Origin of the sequence: Streptomyces sp. NPDC004539, assembly GCF_040610055.1 — a bacterium.
GTDB lineage: Bacteria > Actinomycetota > Actinomycetes > Streptomycetales > Streptomycetaceae > Streptomyces.
Map to the genome: position 1 here is coordinate 48606 of NZ_JBEXLS010000024.1, position 17402 is coordinate 66007.

General features: G+C 72.4%; 18 protein-coding genes. 9 read left to right on the forward strand and 9 right to left on the reverse strand.

All coding sequences use genetic code 11. From position 1 onward, the window contains the following. Window positions 1-56: 56 nt before the first annotated feature. Window positions 57-2144 carry a PhoX family protein gene (locus ABZX85_RS37250; protein WP_355879093.1) on the forward strand — a complete coding sequence of 696 codons (2088 nt, stop codon included), beginning with the start codon at window positions 57-59 and terminating at the stop codon, window positions 2142-2144. Here ABZX85_RS37250 and ABZX85_RS37255 read toward each other — a convergent pair. Then, window positions 2141-2560: a hypothetical protein gene (locus ABZX85_RS37255; protein WP_355879096.1), complete on the reverse strand. Its 420-nt coding sequence runs from the start codon at window positions 2558-2560 to the stop codon at window positions 2141-2143. The two genes, ABZX85_RS37250 and ABZX85_RS37255, sit on opposite strands and share 4 nt — an antisense overlap. A gap of 103 nt (window positions 2561-2663) precedes the next feature. On the opposite strand from ABZX85_RS37255, the gene ABZX85_RS37260 reads away from it, so the two are divergent. Then, window positions 2664-3017 carry a hypothetical protein gene (locus ABZX85_RS37260; protein ID WP_355879098.1) on the forward strand — a complete coding sequence of 118 codons (354 nt, stop codon included), beginning with the start codon at window positions 2664-2666 and terminating at the stop codon, window positions 3015-3017. 64 nt (window positions 3018-3081) lie between these two features. Further along, complete coding sequence (locus tag ABZX85_RS37265; protein ID WP_355879101.1) at window positions 3082-3975, forward strand: endonuclease/exonuclease/phosphatase family protein; 894 nt, start codon at window positions 3082-3084, stop codon at window positions 3973-3975. 62 nt (window positions 3976-4037) lie between these two features. Here ABZX85_RS37265 and ABZX85_RS37270 read toward each other — a convergent pair whose 3' ends face one another. Beyond that, window positions 4038-4904, reverse strand: coding sequence for a hypothetical protein (locus ABZX85_RS37270; protein WP_355879104.1), 867 nt, complete (start codon window positions 4902-4904; stop codon window positions 4038-4040). 192 nt (window positions 4905-5096) lie between these two features. Here ABZX85_RS37270 and ABZX85_RS37275 point away from each other — a divergent pair, with 192 nt between their 5' ends. Then, on the forward strand, window positions 5097-5672 hold the full coding sequence (locus tag ABZX85_RS37275) for an SH3 domain-containing protein (RefSeq protein WP_355879107.1): 576 nt from the start codon (window positions 5097-5099) through the stop codon (window positions 5670-5672). 117 nt (window positions 5673-5789) lie between these two features. Here the strand turns inward: ABZX85_RS37275 and ABZX85_RS37280 are convergent, their stop codons facing one another. Continuing rightward, on the reverse strand, window positions 5790-6212 hold the full coding sequence (locus ABZX85_RS37280) for a hypothetical protein (protein ID WP_355879110.1): 423 nt from the start codon (window positions 6210-6212) through the stop codon (window positions 5790-5792). 121 nt (window positions 6213-6333) lie between these two features. Here ABZX85_RS37280 and ABZX85_RS37285 point away from each other — a divergent pair, with 121 nt between their 5' ends. The 3 genes from ABZX85_RS37285 to ABZX85_RS37295 all read left to right on the forward strand — a co-directional run bounded on the left by ABZX85_RS37285 (window position 6334) and on the right by ABZX85_RS37295 (window position 10265). Next, window positions 6334-7518: a SpoIIE family protein phosphatase gene (locus tag ABZX85_RS37285; protein ID WP_355879113.1), complete on the forward strand. Its 1185-nt coding sequence runs from the start codon at window positions 6334-6336 to the stop codon at window positions 7516-7518. A gap of 138 nt (window positions 7519-7656) precedes the next feature. Beyond that, window positions 7657-9219, forward strand: coding sequence for a hypothetical protein (locus tag ABZX85_RS37290; protein ID WP_355879116.1), 1563 nt, complete (start codon window positions 7657-7659; stop codon window positions 9217-9219). Window positions 9220-9497: 278 nt separating this feature from the next. Next, window positions 9498-10265, forward strand: coding sequence for a hypothetical protein (locus tag ABZX85_RS37295; protein WP_355879119.1), 768 nt, complete (start codon window positions 9498-9500; stop codon window positions 10263-10265). 71 nt (window positions 10266-10336) lie between these two features. Here ABZX85_RS37295 and ABZX85_RS37300 read toward each other — a convergent pair whose 3' ends face one another. From ABZX85_RS37300 to ABZX85_RS37310, 3 genes are all read right to left on the reverse strand, one after another. Next, entirely contained in the window at window positions 10337-11143 is an 807-nt protein-coding gene (locus tag ABZX85_RS37300) for an NPP1 family protein (protein ID WP_355879122.1), read from the reverse strand. A gap of 98 nt (window positions 11144-11241) precedes the next feature. Continuing rightward, complete coding sequence (locus ABZX85_RS37305; protein ID WP_355879125.1) at window positions 11242-11550, reverse strand: DUF6401 family natural product biosynthesis protein; 309 nt, start codon at window positions 11548-11550, stop codon at window positions 11242-11244. 120 nt (window positions 11551-11670) lie between these two features. Further along, entirely contained in the window at window positions 11671-11820 is a 150-nt protein-coding gene (locus tag ABZX85_RS37310; RefSeq protein ID WP_355879128.1) for a hypothetical protein, read from the reverse strand. Between the two features lie 310 nt (window positions 11821-12130). Here ABZX85_RS37310 and ABZX85_RS37315 point away from each other — a divergent pair, with 310 nt between their 5' ends. Next, window positions 12131-13249: a permease gene (locus ABZX85_RS37315; RefSeq protein ID WP_355879131.1), complete on the forward strand. Its 1119-nt coding sequence runs from the start codon at window positions 12131-12133 to the stop codon at window positions 13247-13249. After that, window positions 13246-13995 carry a TIGR03943 family protein gene (locus tag ABZX85_RS37320; RefSeq protein WP_355879134.1) on the forward strand — a complete coding sequence of 250 codons (750 nt, stop codon included), beginning with the start codon at window positions 13246-13248 and terminating at the stop codon, window positions 13993-13995. The genes ABZX85_RS37315 and ABZX85_RS37320 overlap by 4 nt, the downstream gene beginning before the upstream one ends. Window positions 13996-14075: 80 nt before the next feature. On the opposite strand, the gene ABZX85_RS37325 is transcribed toward ABZX85_RS37320, so the two are convergent. The 3 genes from ABZX85_RS37325 to thrS all read right to left on the reverse strand — a co-directional run bounded on the left by ABZX85_RS37325 (window position 14076) and on the right by thrS (window position 17364). Further along, window positions 14076-14840, reverse strand: coding sequence for a hypothetical protein (locus ABZX85_RS37325; RefSeq protein WP_355879136.1), 765 nt, complete (start codon window positions 14838-14840; stop codon window positions 14076-14078). A gap of 246 nt (window positions 14841-15086) precedes the next feature. Beyond that, window positions 15087-16046 (reverse strand): nucleoside hydrolase, encoded by a 960-nt coding sequence (locus ABZX85_RS37330; RefSeq protein WP_355879138.1) that lies wholly within the window; start codon window positions 16044-16046, stop codon window positions 15087-15089. Between the two features lie 100 nt (window positions 16047-16146). After that, a complete protein-coding gene (gene thrS / locus ABZX85_RS37335; protein ID WP_355879141.1) occupies window positions 16147-17364 on the reverse strand; it encodes a threonine--tRNA ligase in 1218 nt (405 codons plus the stop codon). Between the last annotated feature and the right edge of the window lie 38 nt (window positions 17365-17402).

Sequence of the window (17402 nt, forward strand, 5' to 3'; positions counted from 1 at the left end):
CACAAACACCGCCCTAGCGTCACGCCCATACCAAGGGCGCGCAAGGGGAGAGCAAAGTGCACAAGCTGCTGCCGATCATCGCCACGCAGAACGGTTCCCATCCGGGCGGCCGATCCGCCATGACCTGCCGTTTCCGATGCGGCGACGCCTGCTTCCACGAGGTGCCCAACACCAGTGGGAACGAGTACGTCGGAGACGTGATCGCCGGCGCGCTCAGCCGCCGCTCGATGGTGCGGGCCGCCGCCGTCGTCACCGTCGCCGCCGCGGCGGGCGCGGCCGGTGTCACGAACGCGCCGTCCGCCGACGCCGCACCCCTCACGGGTAAACCCGTAGTACCCGCCACCCCCGGCAAGCCCGACGCCCAGGCGGCCCGTGGCCTGCGGTACGGCTCCGTCGCCCCCAACCTCACCGACGCGGTCGTCGTACCCGAGGGCTACGAGCAGAACGTCGTCATCCGCTGGGGCGAGCCCATCGTGAAGGGCGCCCCCGCGTTCGACCCGGAGAACCAGACCGGCGCCGCGCAGGCCGGCCAGTTCGGGTACAACAACGACTTCCTCGCCCTCCTTCCGCTGCCGGGCGAGTGCGACCGCCAGCTGCTCGTCGCCAACCACGAGTACACCGACGAGATCCTGATGTTCCGCGGCTACGACCCCGCGAACCCGACGCGTCAGCAGGTCGAGGTCGCCTGGGCCGCGCACGGCCTCGCCGCCGTCGTCGTCCAGGAGGACCGCAGGACCGGCAAGCTCACCGCCGTCCCCCGCCACCACCTCAACCGGCGGGTCACCGCGACCACCGAGTTCCGGCTGACCGGCCCCGCCGCGGGCAGCGACCTGCTGAAGACCTCCGCGGACCCGACCGGCCGCAAGGTGTACGGGACGCTCAACAACTGCTCCGGGGGTACGACACCCTGGGGTACGACCCTGCACGGCGAGGAGAACTTCAACCAGTACTTCGCGAACTCCTCCCGCCCGACCGACAAGCGGTACGGCATCGGCACCGGCGCCACCGAGCGCAAGTGGGAACGCTTCGACAAGCGGTTCGACGTCGCGCAGGAGCCCAACGAGGTCCACCGCTTCGGGTACGTCGTCGAGTTCGACCCGTACGACCCGTCCTCCACGCCCCGCAAGCACACGGCGCTCGGCCGCTTCAAGCACGAGGCCGCCACCGTCCGTCTCACCGCCGACGGGCGCCCGGTGATCTACTCCGGCGACGACGAACGCTTCGACTACTTCTACAAGTTCGTCAGCAGCAAGAAGATGAAGCGGGGGTCGTCGCGAGCCGTGCGCGAGCACAACCTCTCGCTCCTCGACGAAGGCACCCTGTACGTCGCGAAGTTGACCGGCGACTCGCCTGCGATCGAGATCGACGGCACCGGAAAGCTGCCCGCGGACGGGGAGTTCGACGGCAGCGGCGAGTGGATTCCGCTGGCGACGGCGACCGCGAAGGGCGCCGTCTCGCACGTCGAGGGCATGACCGCCGACGAGGTGTTCGTCTTCACGCGGCTCGCCGGGGACAAGGTCGGCGCGACGAAGATGGACCGCCCCGAGGACATCGAACCCTCCCCGGTCACCGGCAAGGTGTACGTCGCGCTCACCAACAACTCCAACCGCGGCGTCGGTTCGAACGCCAAGGCGGACGAGGCGAACCCGCGCAACTCCAACAAGCACGGCCACATACTGGAGTTGACCGAGCACCGCAGCCGGCCGGAGTCGCTGAAGTTCGGCTGGACGCTGTTCCTCGTCGCGGGCGACCCGAACGACCCGAACACCTACTTCGCCGGTTTCCCCAAGTCCGGGGTGAGCCCCATCTCCTGCCCGGACAACGTCGCCTTCGACCCGCACGGCAACCTGTGGATCTCCACCGACGGCAACCAACTCGGCTCCCACGACGGCCTGTTCGGCGTCGCCACCAAGGGTGCCCGGCGCGGTGAGCTGAAGCAGTTCCTCACCGTCCCGACCGGCGCCGAGACCTGCGGCCCCCTCATCCAGGACCGCCGCGTCCTCGTCGCCGTCCAGCACCCCGGTGAAATCGACGGCGCCTCCGTCGAGAAGCCCGCCTCCACCTGGCCCGACGGCTCCGGCAAGATCGTCCGCCCCGCGGTCGTCTCGGTCTGGCGCAAGGACGGCCGCGACATCGGGATCTAACTCCCCTTCCCCTGAGGGGACTTGTCCCACCCGGCCGCGAACGCCCAGGTGACCCCCGAGCCCGCCGAGAACCGCAGCCTCCCGGCGGGATCGGTCCGGTTCATCTGGACCTCGTTCATGAACGGCGCCACCTCCCCCGCCTCGCAGGGCACGGTGAAGGTGGCGCCACCGCCCACCACGTCCATCACGAGCCGCCCCACCCCCTCGCACTCGAACGCGACAGCGAGCGTCCCGCCCGCCCGGACGCCCCCGGGAATCGCGTACTCGGCGCTGCCGGTCCGCGCCGGCCCGCTCGCGAGGGCCTTGAGCCCTCCGAGGTCGGGCACCCCGACCACAGCCGTACGCCCCCGCTCGACCGCCCCCGCGACCACCGGCGTCCCGCTTGCCGGTGTCCCGCTCGCCGTAGGCTCCGCCACGGGTCGCGCCGCGCCCTGCGCGCTGCACAAGGCGATCTGAGCGACTTCAGAGCCAGGAAACCTCGTCGCTCACTCCCTGGGGCTACGACTACGGTCGTCACTCATGAGTACCCCTACCCGTACGACCACCCTCTGGCGGCCCACCGGTCCGGAGGAGCTGGCGTTGGTCGAGGCTGCCGGGTGGACGGCGTGGCCGCCCCGGTTGCCGGAGCAGCCGATCTTCTATCCCGTACTCAATGAGGACTACGCCGTACGGATCGCGCGGGACTGGAACGTGCCGGCGTCGGGTGTGGGGTACGTGACGCGGTTCGAGGTGGAGAGCGAGTTCTTGGAGCGGTACCCGGTGCGGCAGGCTGGTGGGAAGACCATTCTGGAACTGTGGGTGCCCGCGGAGGAGCTGGATGAGTTCAACGAGCACATCGTCGGACGCATCGAGGTGGTCCGAGAGTTCCACTGAGCCGCCCGCCCGGCCCCGGGGAAGGATCGCCGGCGCCTGGTGCGCGGCGCTGGCGCTCGCCGGGGTGAGCGTGGTCGTCGGATGCCGGATCGCCGGCGTCGACGCGGTCACCCCGGTGCCCCAACTCCTCGCGTTCCTCCCCTGGTTGCTCGTCCCCGCCACCGGCGCCGCCCTCCTCGCCCTCCTCGTCCGCTGGTGGCCGGGAGCCCTCTGGGCCGCAGCCGTCCTCGGCGCACTGGCCGGGCTCCTCCAGCCCTACGGCCCCGCCGCCGAACCCGACGGCCCGGTCGCCGCCCGCATCGAGGTCCTCACCTCCAACGTCGAGTTCGGCTGGGCCACCGACGCCCTCCTGAAAGCCGTCCGCCGCGAGAACCCCGACCTCGTCTTCGTCCAGGAGTGCGAGTACGGCTGCCAGGCCACCCTCCGCCGCGAACTCGCCGCCCCCTACCCCTACCGGCAGGCGGTCGAGGGAGGTACCTCTGTGGGGTCGCTCATCCTCAGCCGCCTCCCCCTCACCCCCGCCCCGACGATCCCCGCCGAGATGGGCATGCCGGGCGCGGTCGCCGACGTCGACGGCATCGCCGTCCGCCTCCAACTCGCCCACCCCAAGCCGCCGTTGCCCGGTCAGGTGGGTCTGTGGAAGAAGGAGCTGGGGCGGATCGAGGCATGGGCCGACCGGCAGACCGGACCCGTAGTACTCGCGGGGGACTTCAACGCCTCCCAGGACCACGCCGCCTTCCGTCGCATCCTCGACACAGGACTGCGGGACGCGGCCCGCCTCGCCGGACAGAGCCGCGAACCGAGCTGGCCCTCAAGTACGACCCCCGCCTTCGGCACACAGATCGACCACGTCCTGCTGAGCGACGACTTCTCGGCGTCCCACGCCCGCTTCCTCGACCTCCCCGGCACCGACCACCGAGCCCTCCTCGTGGACGTCACCCTGCACAAGCGACGCTGACCGGGGACCCCGCCCGGCTCGGAGACGTACCCGACTCGGGGCCGCCTCCCCCCCCCCCGTACTCAGGGCCGTACCCGTACTACTTCAGTCCCGGCCGACCCCGACCGCCCCGCCCGCGCCCGCACCGCCTTGGCCAGCCGGACCGCCCCCGCCACCGCGAGGCCCCCGGCCAGCAGCAGCCAGGACGCGGTGCGCAGGGTCTCGGTCAGGGCGTCGTACACGGCCGCCGCGGCGATGCGGTGGGCCGGGTCGGTGAGGCCGTCGAGGGTGAGGTACCGGGCGACGACGACCGACAGGCCCAGCAGCGCCCCGCCCAGCGCCGTACCGAGCGCGGTCGCCGTCAGCGCCCGGCGACGGCACGCGGCGAGCGTGATCCCCGCCCCCGCGAACACCACCGCCGCGACCGGCAGCCAGAACCCGGCGACGTCCAGCGCGTGGTAGCTCCTGCGCAGCACGTCGAGGTTCGCGCTGGGTAGCAGAGTGACCGGGTTACTGGGGAACGACGCCTGCACGGCGGCGAGTTGATGCCGGGCCGGGGGTGCGGGCGTCACCGCCACCACCTTCTGCGCCGGGTCCTCCAGCGCCCTCAGCACCGCCGCGTACGTCTCCCGGTTCCCCTCGTCCCAGGCCGCGCGGTAGGCGGGCGTCGCGGTGAAGCGGCGCACCTCGTCCTCGACGATCCGCCGCGGCACCCCGGGCGCCTCCCGGGCCACGCCGTCCACGATCGTCCGCCGCACCGCCGCGTCCGTGGCCAGCGGCGCCAGCGCCCGCACGTACCGCTCCTGGTCCCGCAGCCCGTGCGACGCCCAGAGCGCGAGCGTCGAGAGGGGCACGAGGAGGCAGGCGAGGGCGACCAGCGCGGCGGAGACGGTCGTACGGGGTCTACGGGTGCTGCGGACTCCACGGGGTCTACGGGTACTAAGGGGCATGCGGGTAAGGGGCACGTTTCCAGGCAAGGGGGTACTCGAGAGGTACGCCAGCGGGTTGCCGCCATGTGGGTGCGGGAGCCGCCGACCCGCCCCGAACCGGCCCTTCCCCTCTCCGGTGGAGGGTTCACCCGAACGGGTGTTTCCTGGTGCTGGGGAGAAACGGGGACGTTCAGGGGAGAAGGAGGCCGAATCATGCGCAGTACTCCGGTCCTGCGGACCCTGGCCGCGGCCCTGCTCACCGGTGGCACGCTGGCCGTGGCCGCGGTGGGCACTCATGCGGCGGCAGCGCCATCGACCACTCCACCGACCACGACGCCGGCCTTCGCCGACGGACACGGCGGAGGCGGTGGCGGCGGAGGCGGCGGCCCGATCTGGGGCACCGTCGTCTCCCGCACGGAACTCAACGTACGGTCCTCGCCCACCACGAACTCGGGCGTCGTCACCGCGCTCTCCCCCGGCAGCCAGGACCGCGTGCAGTGCATGGTCCAGGGGCAGAGCGTCAACGGGAACCCCTACTGGTACTGGCTCGTCGGCGCCCAGGGCTGGGCCAGCGCCGCCTTCGTGAACACCGGCGGCGCCTGGGTGCCGACCTGCTCCGACCCCTGCCCCCAGTGGAAGAACGGCAACTGGAGCAACTGGGACAACCCCTACGGCACGAACAACTCCTACGACCCCTACGACACCTCCTGGAGCGCCTCGGGCGCCGGGTCGTGGAGCGCGTCCGGGTCCTGGAGCTGGAGTTCGGCCGGGTCCTCGGGCTGGTGGTGAGCGGATGGCGTGACCGTGACAGGGCCGGGCCCCGGCGCAGGAGCTGCCTCCTCGCCGGGGCCCGGCCCTGTCGGTCGTACCCGTAGTACGGGATACCCGAGTACTACGGGTACGGCGTCAGCGGATGCGGTGGCCCTCTCCGTCCTCGTGGGTGTAGTACCGGTAGAACTGGACGACGAAGAAGCCCGCCGCGACCCCTAGGGACATCATGACCGAGCGCCAGATCGTCGCGCCGGTCTGGCTGTAGACGAAGCCGAAGGCACAGCCCGCGAAGGCCGTCCACAGCAGGGCGTGCAACTCGCGCTTCATGCGCGGGGCCAGGGCGCGCACCGCGACGTAGGCAGCCGCGAAGGCGAGCGCGCTGACGAAGCCGAGCAGCAGGTTCCAGCCGGTGATCGGGCCGCCCGAGCGGCGGACGGCCGCCACCCAGTACCCGTAGACGAGCCCTAGTACCACCGGGACCGCCCAGGCCGCGATCCGGTGCGCGCGGGCGCTGAAGACGTCGTTCGGAGCGTGTGGTGCGGGTGCCGCGTGAGCCATCGGGAGTACTCCTCTCCTGGTCTCTCCCACCCCTGACCTCCAGGGCACACCTAGGGGGAGGCGGTGGCAAGTCGGTCGCGGCGCGGATGCCTCCGGTCGCGGAACGTGGTTCCCTCGCTCCATGCGGCACGGGCTCTTCGGCGTACGGGGGCGCAGGGGGACCTGGCTGGTGCCGTTGGTGCTGCTCGCCGGGATCACCCTGCTGGACATGGGGACCGACGTCCGGTTCCACATCGAGTCGTTCTGCGTGTTCGTCGCGGCGATCGCGGCCGTGCTGTGCGGGGTGCGGACGACCGCGCTGTTCGCGGTGCTGTCGCTCGCCGCGTTCGTCGTCACCGAGGTGCGGGAGCCGGACCGGTACAAGGCGGGCACCGTCGACCTGCTGCTCGTCGCCGTCGGCGGGGTGCTCGCCGTGCTCGCGTGCGCGGCCCGGCTGCGGGCCGAGCGGCGCATGCTGCGGATGGCGGACGTCGCCGACACCACCCGGCGCACCGTGCTGCGCCCGCTGCCCCCCGACTGGGGCGGGCTGCGGCACGCGGAGGTGTACCTCGCCGCCGACGCGGACGCCCGGGTGGGCGGCGATTTCTACGACATCCAGCCCGGCCCGCACGGGACGCGCGTGCTCGTCGGCGACGTCCAGGGCAAGGGGCTCGCGGCGGTCGAGGCCGCGGCGGCGCTGCTCGGGACGTTCCGCGAGGCCGGGTACCACGAGGCCGACCTCGGGGTGGTCGCCGCCCGGCTGGAGACCCGGATGCTGCGCCACCGGGCACACGCGGCGGCGGTCGGGCGGGAGGAGGGGGACCGGTTCGCCACCGCCGTACTCCTCGGGTATCCCCCTGAGGGGGCGGTCGGGGGTGTGGTGGTCGTCGAGGTGGTGGTGTTCGGGCACGAGCCGCCGTTGGTGGTGGGTACCGGGGGTGTACGGGTACTAGGGGGCGGTGCCGGGGACGGGAGCGAGGAAGGCGGCGGGGGCGGTGGTGGGGGCGGACTGCCGCTCGGGCTGAGGGAACTCGGGGGGAGCGGGGACCCTGAGGACCTGTGGGGTAGACCCGAAGTCGTACGGGTCGAGGTCGGGGTGGGGGAGACCGTCCTGCTCGTGACGGACGGGGTGACCGAGGCACGGGACGCCGAGGGGCGGTTCTATCCCCTGGCGGAGGAGGTGGCCCGGGCCCTGGGCGGGGATTCCGGGGTCGCGGAGCCGGAGCGGCTGGTGGAGTTCGTCCGGGAAGGGGCCCTGCGGCACAGCGGGGGCCGGCTGGGGGACGACACGACGGTCTTCGCCGTACGGATGGTGCCGGAGGGGTGAGCGGGGCGGGGGTGGGACAGAGCCGGGGCAGGGGTGGGGGAAGGGCCGGGTGAGCCGGGGTTTGCCGGACCGGGGCTTCCCTTCGCAGTCGTAGCGGCTACGGTGCTGAGGTACGTGATCCATCAGGGGGAGGGACCCATGCCCGGAACGGTGCTGCTGCTGGCGGCTTCGCCTGTCGGCAAGGGCCGCCTGGTGGACGCCGCGTCCGTGCTGCCGGTGCTGGCCGCCGTGCCGCCCGCCGTGCTGTCCGGCACGGACACCGCCAACGTCGTCGAACTCGCCGATCCGCTGGAACCGCAGGCCGTCCTGACCAGGCTGCGGGCCGCCGCCGCGGCGCCCGGTCCGCTGACCCTCTTCGTCGTCGGCCAGCTCCAGCTCGACCGCCGCCAGCGCCTTCCGCACCTCGCGCTGGCCCGCACCACCCCCGCGACCGTCCGCTACACCGGCTTCCCCTGGCACTGGTTCCGCGAGGAACTGCGCCTGCGGGAGCCCGGCGCCACCACCGTCCTGCTCGACCTGCACGCCGACGCCGACTCCTGGGAGTGGCTCCGCGACAACCCGCTCGACTGCGGTCCCCACGTCACCGTCTACGGCCGAGTCGTACCGCCCGGCGGGCGCCGCGGCACCGGCACGCCCTCCTACATGAGAGCCGTGGGCACGATCCTGCGCAGCGGGGGCCGCCCCGGCACCGAGCACCTGCACGGGGCCGCGCTGACGCGGGTGCGGGGCGAGGGGGAGAACGCGGATCTGGTGGTGGAGCCGGGGACGGGGTGGGGGGCCGGTGGGGTCGGTACTACGGGTACTACGGGTACTACGGGTACTACGGGGCTTGCGGGGGCTGGAGGCAGCGCGGGGGGTAGGGGTACTACGGGTATGACGGGCGCCGGGGGCGTCGGTGGCGTCGGCGGGGCGGGTATTACGGGTACTACGGGACGCGCGGGCACCGGGGATGCGGGTACTACGGGTATTACGGGTCCCAAGGGCCGAGCGGACGTCGGCGGCACGGGCATCGGTACGGGTACTACGGGTACTACGGGCCACCCCACGACCGCCCCCGCCCTCAGCCCCGAGCCCACCCTCACCGGCGCCGCGAGTACTACGGGTATCACCCCCACTTCACCCACCGCGCCCATCGCCCCCGCCCCCTCCCGACCCCCCACCCTCCCCATCCCCCCACTCCCGAGCACCGCCCCCACCATCACCGCCCAGCCCACCGACGCTCAGCCGGCCGACCCCCACCCCACCGACGACCCGCACGCCGCCATCACCGCGGCCGTGCAGCGCGGGCGGCACGGTGAGGCCGAGGGGATCGCGGCGAGGTGGCAGGAGACGGCCGTGGAGGCGTACGGGGCCGGTTCGCACGAGGCGTTGCACTGGGCGGAGGTCCGCGCCGACCTGGCGATGTTCGCGGGGGACGCGGAGCGGAGCTGCCGCACCTGGCTCGCGGTGGCCGCGCTCAGGCTGGCCGCGGGACAGCCGGTGGACGCGCCCGAGGTGGAGGCGGCCGTGGACCGTGCGCACCACCAGTGGGGCCGCATCGACACCCTGACCCCGGCCCGCGAGCTGGCCCCGGCGCTCACGGAGCTGCGTACCCGTGTCCCCGGCCGCCGCGAAGGCGCCTTGGACCACATCCAGCAGCAACTGCGGCACCTGGTGCACGCGGAGACCGAGGCACGGGCGACGGCTCCCGCGGCCCGCTGACCGGGCGGGCACCCGGAACCCCGTACGCCGGAGCCCCGTACGCCGGGAGCCCTGAGCCTCGCGCGCCCGGCCCCGAGGGGCCCGTACACCCCGTACGACCCGCCTCCGGGACCCGCCCCGCGGCGGACCGCGACCCGTACACCCCCTACCCCTTCGGTATCACCCGAACAGCCCCACCCCACGGGCCCCCGCCACCCCACCCTGCTATCCACGAAACGTAGGGGGGCGCTGCACCGCTGGTCCGAGCTTCGGGAAAACGAACGAAGGATGTGCCGCCCATGGCCACCACCACGCTCGCCATCAACTTCACCCAGGGACTGAACGACGCCTGGTCCAAGGTCGCGCAGTTCGTGCCGAAACTCGTCGGCTTCCTGGTCATCCTCGCCATCGGCTGGTTCGTGTCGAAGATGATCGCCCGGGTCCTCGACCGCGTCCTGCGCAAGGTCGGCTCGGAGAGGCTCGCGGACCGGGCGGGGGCGGACCGGTTCCTGCGGGACTCGAAGTACGACATGACCGGGATCGTCTGCAAGATCGTCTACTACGCGCTGATGCTGATCACGCTCCAGCTCGCGCTCGGCGTCTTCGGCACCAACCCGGTCAGCACGATGATCAACGGCATCGTCTCCTGGCTGCCGCGCGGCATCGTCGCGGTGGTCCTCGTGGTCGTCGCGATGGCGATCGCCAACGCGGTCCGGTCGATCGTCGGCAGCGCGCTGTCCTCGATGTCGTACGGCCGCACGCTCGCGACGGTCGTGTGGGCCTGCATCCTCGCGCTCGGCGTGATCGCCGCGCTCGGCCAGGCGGGCATCGCGACGACGGTCACCCAGCCGGTGCTGTACGCGGCGCTCGCGGCCGGCGCCGGCATCCTGATCGTCGGGGTCGGCGGCGGGATGATCGGCCCGATGCGCCAGCGCATGGAGCGGCTGCTGACGACCGCCGAGCGCGAGACCACCCGGGCCCGGGACAGCGTCACCGCGTACCAGTCGGGGCGGCAGGACGCGATGACCAACCAGCCGGTCCGGGAGCGCACCGACCAGGACATGTGAGCCGGACGAGGGCCGGCCGGCACCTGAGTACTATGGGTACTACGGGTACGGGCCGGCCCTCACGCGTGTGCTCAGCCCGCCCCGTAGGGGTCGAAGGCGATACCGCTCGGCTTGGCCTTGTTCAGGGTGTCGTTGAACTTGCTGTCCTGGAGCGGGAAGTTGGCGTTGCCCCAGCTGGAGTTGTTCATGATGGTCTGGAGGTTCTTCGACGGGTCCTTGCTGGCCGGGTAGTGGTCCCAGCTGACCAGCGCCGGGTGGTCCCAGCCGCCGTCGGGCCAAGCCTCCGGCGTCTCACCGGACTTGGCGAAGCGGAAGGCGTGGGTGGAGGCGCCGTCCTTGTGGTAGACGATCTTGGCGTGGGCGCCGTCCATCGGCGCCTGGTCGACTGGGATCGTGTTGAACCCGCCGTGCCGCGAGGCCGATATGTACGACGGCTGCGCGGCGCCCTGCTTCACCCAGACCACCACGCACTCCCAGTCGTGGCGGTGGCCGAGCCCCGAGATACCGGTCGGGTCGGCCTGGTCCTTCTCGAAGTACAGGGTGTAGATGATCCCGCACCAGCCGTTGTTGCACTTGACCCGCGCGTAGGTGTTCGCGTTGCCGAGGTGGTCCGTCCGGCAGCCGCCGCCGATCGAACCGCTGGGGTTCAGGCCGCCGTTGAGGTTGCCCCACAGGTCGATCGCCGCCGCCGGGAGACAGCCGTCCGAGTCATAGTCGAAGTACGGCTGGAAGGTTCTCTGGAACGAGGTCGAACTCTCGGGCAGGTTCGACAAGTTGGGGGCGGCCGAGGCCGTTCCGGCGGTCAGGCCGACCGCGAGCGACGTGGTCGCGGCGGCGACGAACGCGGCCTTGGCGAAGCGCTTGTACTCCTGGAACACGGGTGGTTCTCCATGTGCTCGGGGGTGTTTCAGCGGGTGCTGAAGTGACCCTGACAGCACAGAAGTTGAGAGGACAAGCGCTTACTGTGAATTGTCCCTTACGGGTTTTCCACAAGTAGGTCGTGTTCCCGGACCAGCCAGGTGATCGCGGTCAGCCGGCACACCGCGTAGTCGTAGCCCACGGGTTCGCGCCAGTCCAGCTCGTCGAGGGCGTCCAGGAAACCGAGGGCGTAGTCCGCCAGGTCCTCGCGGTGCGGCGGTCGGGGGACGAGGCCCGAGTGGTTCGACTCCAGGCGGTCGCGCAGCTCGGCGACATGCTGGTCGACCGCGGCCGTGAAGGAGGGCTCGAACGCGAACTCCGCGAAACGCGGTGCGTACGAGCTGCTGATCCGGACCAGAGGGGACATTTCTCCACGGTAAGGGTGGAGAGGGGGGATTTCGGAGGGGGTGCGGGCGTGATTCCGGCCACCCGGAACCGGCCTCCAGCACCGGCCTCCGCCACCGGCCACCCGCCGGTGGCCGTCCGCTCAGCGGTCCGTCAGCCGGTCCGCGGTCTGCACGGCGGGGCGCTCGTCCCCTTGCCCGGCCTGCCCCGCGGTCGACGCGAGGACCAGGGCGGTCACGGCTATCAGCGCGGCGGCGAGGCCGCGGGTGAGAGTGGCGGCGGTTCGGGGCACGGGAGACCTCGCAGGAGGTGGTGGCTACAGCGGGGCGGGGGCGCTGTACGACGTGCGTGTCCGGAGTGTCACGCGGCGTTCGGGGTGTCGACCAACCTAGGGGTGTACGGGTATGAGGGCAAGGGGGTCAAGAGGGAGTTGTGCAAGCGGTTTCTGCACGGGGTGTGGAGGGGTCCGGTAGGGGGCGCGCGGGTCCCTCTTCAGAGGTACGGGTCTGTACCGGACTCGATAGCAGATCGTCGCCGTCACAGCTCGCCCTCCGGCGAATCCGGGGCGGCGCACAGGCGTCGCCGCTAGCGTCCCCCGGGTCATGGAGAACCAACGGACCGTCGTCGACGGAGTACGGCTCGCGGCGCGGGTGGCGGTGTACGCCGGCCTCGGCGGCGCCGCGCTCGTCGCGATCGGGACCGTCCTCTCCGTCCTCGGCCCGACGCTCGCGCTCGACCTCTGGACCCCGGCCGTCGCCGCCTGGTGGACCGTCTTCACCGCCGTGGTTGTGCAAGCGGTTCCTTTCCTTCTCCTCGGTACGGTCGTCTCGGCGGCGATCGCCGCGTTCGTCCCGGAAACACTGCTCAAGCGGTTGCTGCCGACGCGCCCCGCGCTGGCCGTCCCGGTCGCGGGGGTGGCCGGGGTGCTGCTGCCGGGGTGTGAGTGCGCGTCCGTGCCGGTGGCCGGGAGTCTGATGCGGCGCGGTGTCGCACCGGCCGCCGCACTCGCCTTCCTCCTCTCCGCGCCCGCCGTCAACCCCGTTGTCCTGGTGGCCACTTCGATCGCGTTCCCGGGGCAGCCGGTGATGGTGCTCGCCCGCCTGGTCGCGTCCCTCGGCGTCGCCCTCGTCATGGGGTGGCTGTGGGTGCGGTTCGGCAAGGAGGAGTGGCTGAGGCTGCGGCTGTCGGAGGGGCGGGGGCGGGCCTCGGGTACTACGGGTATTACGGGGACGCCGAGGAAGACGGCGGGAGTCACGGGGGCGGCGGGGACCGCGGGGACCGCGGGTACTAGGGGTACTACGGGTACTACGGGCTCCTCCCCCAAGACGCGGGCGTTCCTCGGCGGGCTTCAGCACGACTTCCTGAACGCCGGGGGGTTCCCGGTCCTCGGGGCGGCAGCGGCGGCGACCTTCAACATCGTCGTACCCCGCTCGGTGCTGGAACTGTTCACCGGCTCGCCCTGGCTCTCCGTGCTGCTGCTCGCCGGGCTCGCGGTCGTGCTGTGTGTGTGCAGCGAGGCGGACGCGTTCGTCGCGGCCTCCCTCTCCGGGTTCTCCCCGACCGCCCGGCTCGCGTTCATGGTCGTCGGACCGATGGTCGACCTGAAACTGATCGCCCTCCAGGCAGGCACCTTCGGCCGCTCCTTCGCCGTCCGGTTCGCCTCGGCGACCTGGGTGGTCGCCGTCGCGGTGAGCGCCCTCGTCGGGTGGTGGCTCCTGTGAGGCGCTACGGACCGGCCGTCCTGCTGGTGCTCGTCGGAGCGGCGGTCCTGCGCGTCACCGCCTTCAGCGAGCTCTATCTCCGTTACGTACAAGCCGGGTTGAGGCCATGGCTGATCATCTCGGGCGCCCTGCTCGTGCTGCTGGGCACGGCCGCCGGCGTGCGGGCCCGAAGCGAGGGAGACGCGTACGACGACGGCGGCGGCCATTCCCACGACGACGAGACCGACCCGCATCACGGTCAACACCCCGGCCACGGGCCCCGGTTGGCCTGGCTGCTCGCCCTCCCCGCCCTCGCCCTCCTGCTCTTCCCGCCCCCGGCGCTGGGGAGTTACAGCGCCGGACGTGAGGCGGCGGCTCGGGCGGCCCAGGGTGTCGGGACGTTTCCGGCGCTGCCCGCCGGGGACCCGGTCGAGCTGACGGTGGCAGCGTTCAGCTCGCGGGCGATCTACGACAGCGGACGCTCGCTCACGGGCCGGACCGTCCGGATGACCGGGTTCGTCACCCGGGGTGATGGCGAAGTCTGGTACCTGACACGGCTGTTGGTGACCTGCTGCGCCGCCGACGCGACGACCTCCAAGGTGGAGATCCGGGGCGCCTCCGCGCCGGTCGTCGACACGTGGGTCACCGTCACCGGGACCTGGGTGCCGAAGGGGACCCTCGGCTCCGACGCCGCGTGGCCGCCGGTGCTGGCGGCGGGGAGCGTCGTACGGGTGGCGCAGCCGAAGGACCCGTACGAGAAGCCGTAGCAACCGATTGCCGTCGGTTTCTGCCGGGGCGAGGCATCCGCCTGGGTCCGGGCGGGACCCCGGTCCCGGACCCTTGCCCCTTACACCTGCACCCGCCCCTGCTTGCGCACGTCCGCCAGACGGAGCGCGCCGAGCTGTACGGCGATCTGGGTCGCCTCGTTCGCGACGTCGCCGAGACCGCCGTTGGTCAGGGTGTACGCGTCGTCGCCGGCGCGGACCGCGGCGACGTCGAGGGTGAGGGTGGAGGGCTCGCCGTCCTCGTTGTGGCTCGTGAGAGTTACGTGGAGTCCCTGACGTACGTTCCCCGCCTCGGGCAGGGGCGCCTCGGTCACCATGACGTCCTGGACGACCTTCTTGGGCGAGGTGGCGGTGAACCGGGCGCACACCTGGGGGATCGTCTTCAGCCAGGCCAGGGCCCGGTCCACCTCGGCCACGGGGCGCTGCGCGGTCACCTGGAAACGGAGCTGCGCGCCGGTGTCGGCGTCGTCGAGGCCGACGGTCGCGCGGGCGGGGGCGCCGAGGAGTTCGTCGGCGTACAGGGCGTCGAGGAAACGGGCGCACTCCGGGGCCGTGCTGGTCGCCTTCAGCACCCCGTCCCGCCAGGTCGCCGCGCCCCGGGTGGCCGTCCAGGGGGCGCCCAGGTCGGCGACGGTCAGCAGGGCGGCCCGCGCCTGCGCCTCGCTGAGCACGCCGGGGGCCTGCGGACTCGGCTTCGCCGAGGGGGACTTCTCGATGGTCGGCGTGGGGTGCGGGGCGACCGCCGGATGCTCGAGCCCGAGCGCCGCGCACCCCGTCAACGCCCCCGCACACACCAACGCCACGCTCACACCCACGGCTCGACGCACCGCACCCGCCTCCTGACGCAGGGACACCTGCTCCCACGCCAACACCCCGCCCTGAGGCCGACCACCGCGGCGGTCCGTCCGGGGGACGAGGTTCCTGCGGGTGGGTGCGCGGGGCGGGGGTACCTGGGGGTGACGTACTCAGGAGGTAGGGGAGGGGCTACGGGTGACGCTCGGGGGCGGCCCGGGGGCCGCCCCGTAGAACCCGTAGAACCCGTAGAACCCGTAGGCCCGAGGTATCAGAGGGCCTCAGCCCTCCACCGTCTCCAGGTACAGCTTCACGTACCGCTCCACGTCCACCTCCAGAGCCACGTCCACCAGCGCCCCCTCCCTGCTCAGCCCGTGGACCTCCGCCTCGCCGGGGCGGGGGCGGCGGTCGACGACCGTCTGGCCCCGGGTGGGGCCGGGGGCGAGGGAGACCTCGACCGGGAGGAGGGCGGTGGTGAGGCCCTCGGGGTCGGCGACCGCGCAGACCGCGCCCGCGTCACCGAGGCACCCGGTGGGGCTGGGGTCGCCGCTGGTGTCCGGGTCGCGGTGGGCCAGCAGGTCCCCCGCCAGCCGGAGCGCCGGGTTGCCGCTCGCGCGCAGCCGGGCGATGTCGTCCTCGGGGACCAGGACCTGACGGAAGACGTCCAACCCGTACATCGTGAGAGGGACCCCGGCCGTCAGCAGGATCGCCGCGGCCTCCGGGTCGTGCCAGACGTTGAACTCCGAGACCGGCGTGGCGTTGCCGATCTCCACCGCGCCGCCCATGAAGACGATCCGCTCGATGTTCGCGGTGACCTCGGGATACGTCCGCAGCAGCAGCGCGATGTTGGTGAACGGGGCCGTCGGGATCAGCGTCACCTTGCGCGGCGAGGCGAGGATCTCGCGCCGCAGGAGTGACACCGCGTCCAGCTCCACAGGGGTACGGGTAGGGGCGGGGAGCCCGAGGTCCCCCATGCCGTCCACCCCGTGCACGTGCTGGGCCGAGCGGGCCGGCTCGATCAGCGGGCGCTCCGCTCCCCGGGCGACGGGAATGTCCGGCGCGCCCGCCAGCTCCAGCACGGTCAGGGTGTTGCGGACCACCCCGTCGACGTCCGTGTTCCCGGCGACACAGCTCACCGCCCGCAGGTCGATCGCCGGGTGGCGGACGGCGAACAGGAGAGCCAGGGCGTCGTCGACCCCGGTGTCCACGTCCATGATCACGGGGATGGGCTGAGCGGTCACGTCGAGGACCCCTTCCGTGCGGTGGTCGGTCGTACGGTGGCGGAGCTGCCGCGGCCGGCCGCAGGGGACGGCCGCCGCCCCCGACCCTATGCCGTGCCGATCACTCCCACAGGGCGGTTCCCCGGGCCGCCGACCGTTCCGCGACCCGCCGCACCAGCTCGGCCACGCCCAGCGGCCCGACCTGCCGCCCGTCCCGCAGCCGTACGGCGGCCAGCCCGCCCGACGCCTCCCGCTCACCGATCACCGCCTGGTACGGCACCAGCCTGGCGCCCCTGATCCGCGCCCCCAGGGTCCCCTGGTCCGGCCCGGCGTACGCGACCCTGATACCTGAGGACTCCGCCTCACGTACTAGCTCCAGCGCATGGGCCTCCTGCACCTCGGAGACGGGGAGCACCACGAGCTGCACCGGGGCGAGCCAGACGGGGAACGCGCCGCCGTGCCGTTCGATGAGATGGGCCACCGCCCGCTCGACGCTGCCGACGATGCTCCGGTGGACCATGACCGGCCGGTGTTTGGCCCCGTCCGCGCCGATGTAGGTGAGGCCGAACCGCTCGGGCTGGTGGAAGTCGATCTGCACGGTCGACAGGGTCGCCTCCCGGCCCGCCGGGTCGGTGATCTGTACGTCGATCTTCGGGCCGTAGAACGCGGCCTCGCCCTCCGCCTCCTCGTAGTCGACGCCCTCAAGTGCCTTGCGTAGCAGAGCGGTTGCCCTGCTCCACAGCTCGGGGTCGGCGACGTACTTGCCGCCCTCGCCGGGCAGCGACAGCCGGTACCTGGACGCCTCGATGCCGAGGTCGTCGTACGCGCGGCGGATCAGGCGCAGGGCCGCGCTCGCCTCGTCCACGGCCTGGTCGAGGGTGCAGAAGACATGGGCGTCGTTCAGCTGGATCGAGCGGACCCGGGTCAGGCCGCCGAGGACGCCGGACAGCTCGGAGCGGTACATGCCGCCCAACTCGGCGAGCCGCAGCGGGAGTTCACGGTAGCTGCGGGCGCGGGAGCGGTAGATCAGGGCGTGGTGGGGACACAGGCTCGGGCGCAGTACGACCTCCTCCGAGCCGAGCCGCATCGGGGGGAACATGTCGTCGCTGTAGTGGTCCCAGTGGCCCGAGATCTCGTACAGCTCCCGTTTGCCGAGGACCGGCGAGTACACGTGCCGGTACCCCGCCGACAGCTCCAACTCCCGGACGTACTGCTCCAGTTCGTGGCGTACGACCGCCCCGTCCGGGAGCCAGTACGGCAGGCCCGCGCCCATCAGGGGGTCGGTGTCGAACAGGTCCAGTTCGCGGCCGAGGCGGCGGTGGTCTTCGTGCGCGTCCATGTCGGTCTCCTCACGGGGGCGAGGCGGGTGGACCGACG

Coding starts and splice junctions, on each gene's coding strand:
- ABZX85_RS37260 (WP_355879098.1), top strand. CDS start 2,664: ATGAGTACCCCTACCCGTACGACCACCCTCTGGCGGCCCACCGGTCCG.
- ABZX85_RS37270 (WP_355879104.1), bottom strand. CDS start 4,904: ATGCCCCTTAGTACCCGTAGACCCCGTGGAGTCCGCAGCACCCGTAGA.
- ABZX85_RS37275 (WP_355879107.1), top strand. CDS start 5,097: ATGCGCAGTACTCCGGTCCTGCGGACCCTGGCCGCGGCCCTGCTCACC.
- ABZX85_RS37280 (WP_355879110.1), bottom strand. CDS start 6,212: ATGGCTCACGCGGCACCCGCACCACACGCTCCGAACGACGTCTTCAGC.
- ABZX85_RS37285 (WP_355879113.1), top strand. CDS start 6,334: ATGCGGCACGGGCTCTTCGGCGTACGGGGGCGCAGGGGGACCTGGCTG.
- ABZX85_RS37290 (WP_355879116.1), top strand. CDS start 7,657: ATGCCCGGAACGGTGCTGCTGCTGGCGGCTTCGCCTGTCGGCAAGGGC.
- ABZX85_RS37295 (WP_355879119.1), top strand. CDS start 9,498: ATGGCCACCACCACGCTCGCCATCAACTTCACCCAGGGACTGAACGAC.
- ABZX85_RS37305 (WP_355879125.1), bottom strand. CDS start 11,550: ATGTCCCCTCTGGTCCGGATCAGCAGCTCGTACGCACCGCGTTTCGCG.
- ABZX85_RS37315 (WP_355879131.1), top strand. CDS start 12,131: ATGGAGAACCAACGGACCGTCGTCGACGGAGTACGGCTCGCGGCGCGG.
- thrS (WP_355879141.1), bottom strand. CDS start 17,364: ATGGACGCGCACGAAGACCACCGCCGCCTCGGCCGCGAACTGGACCTG.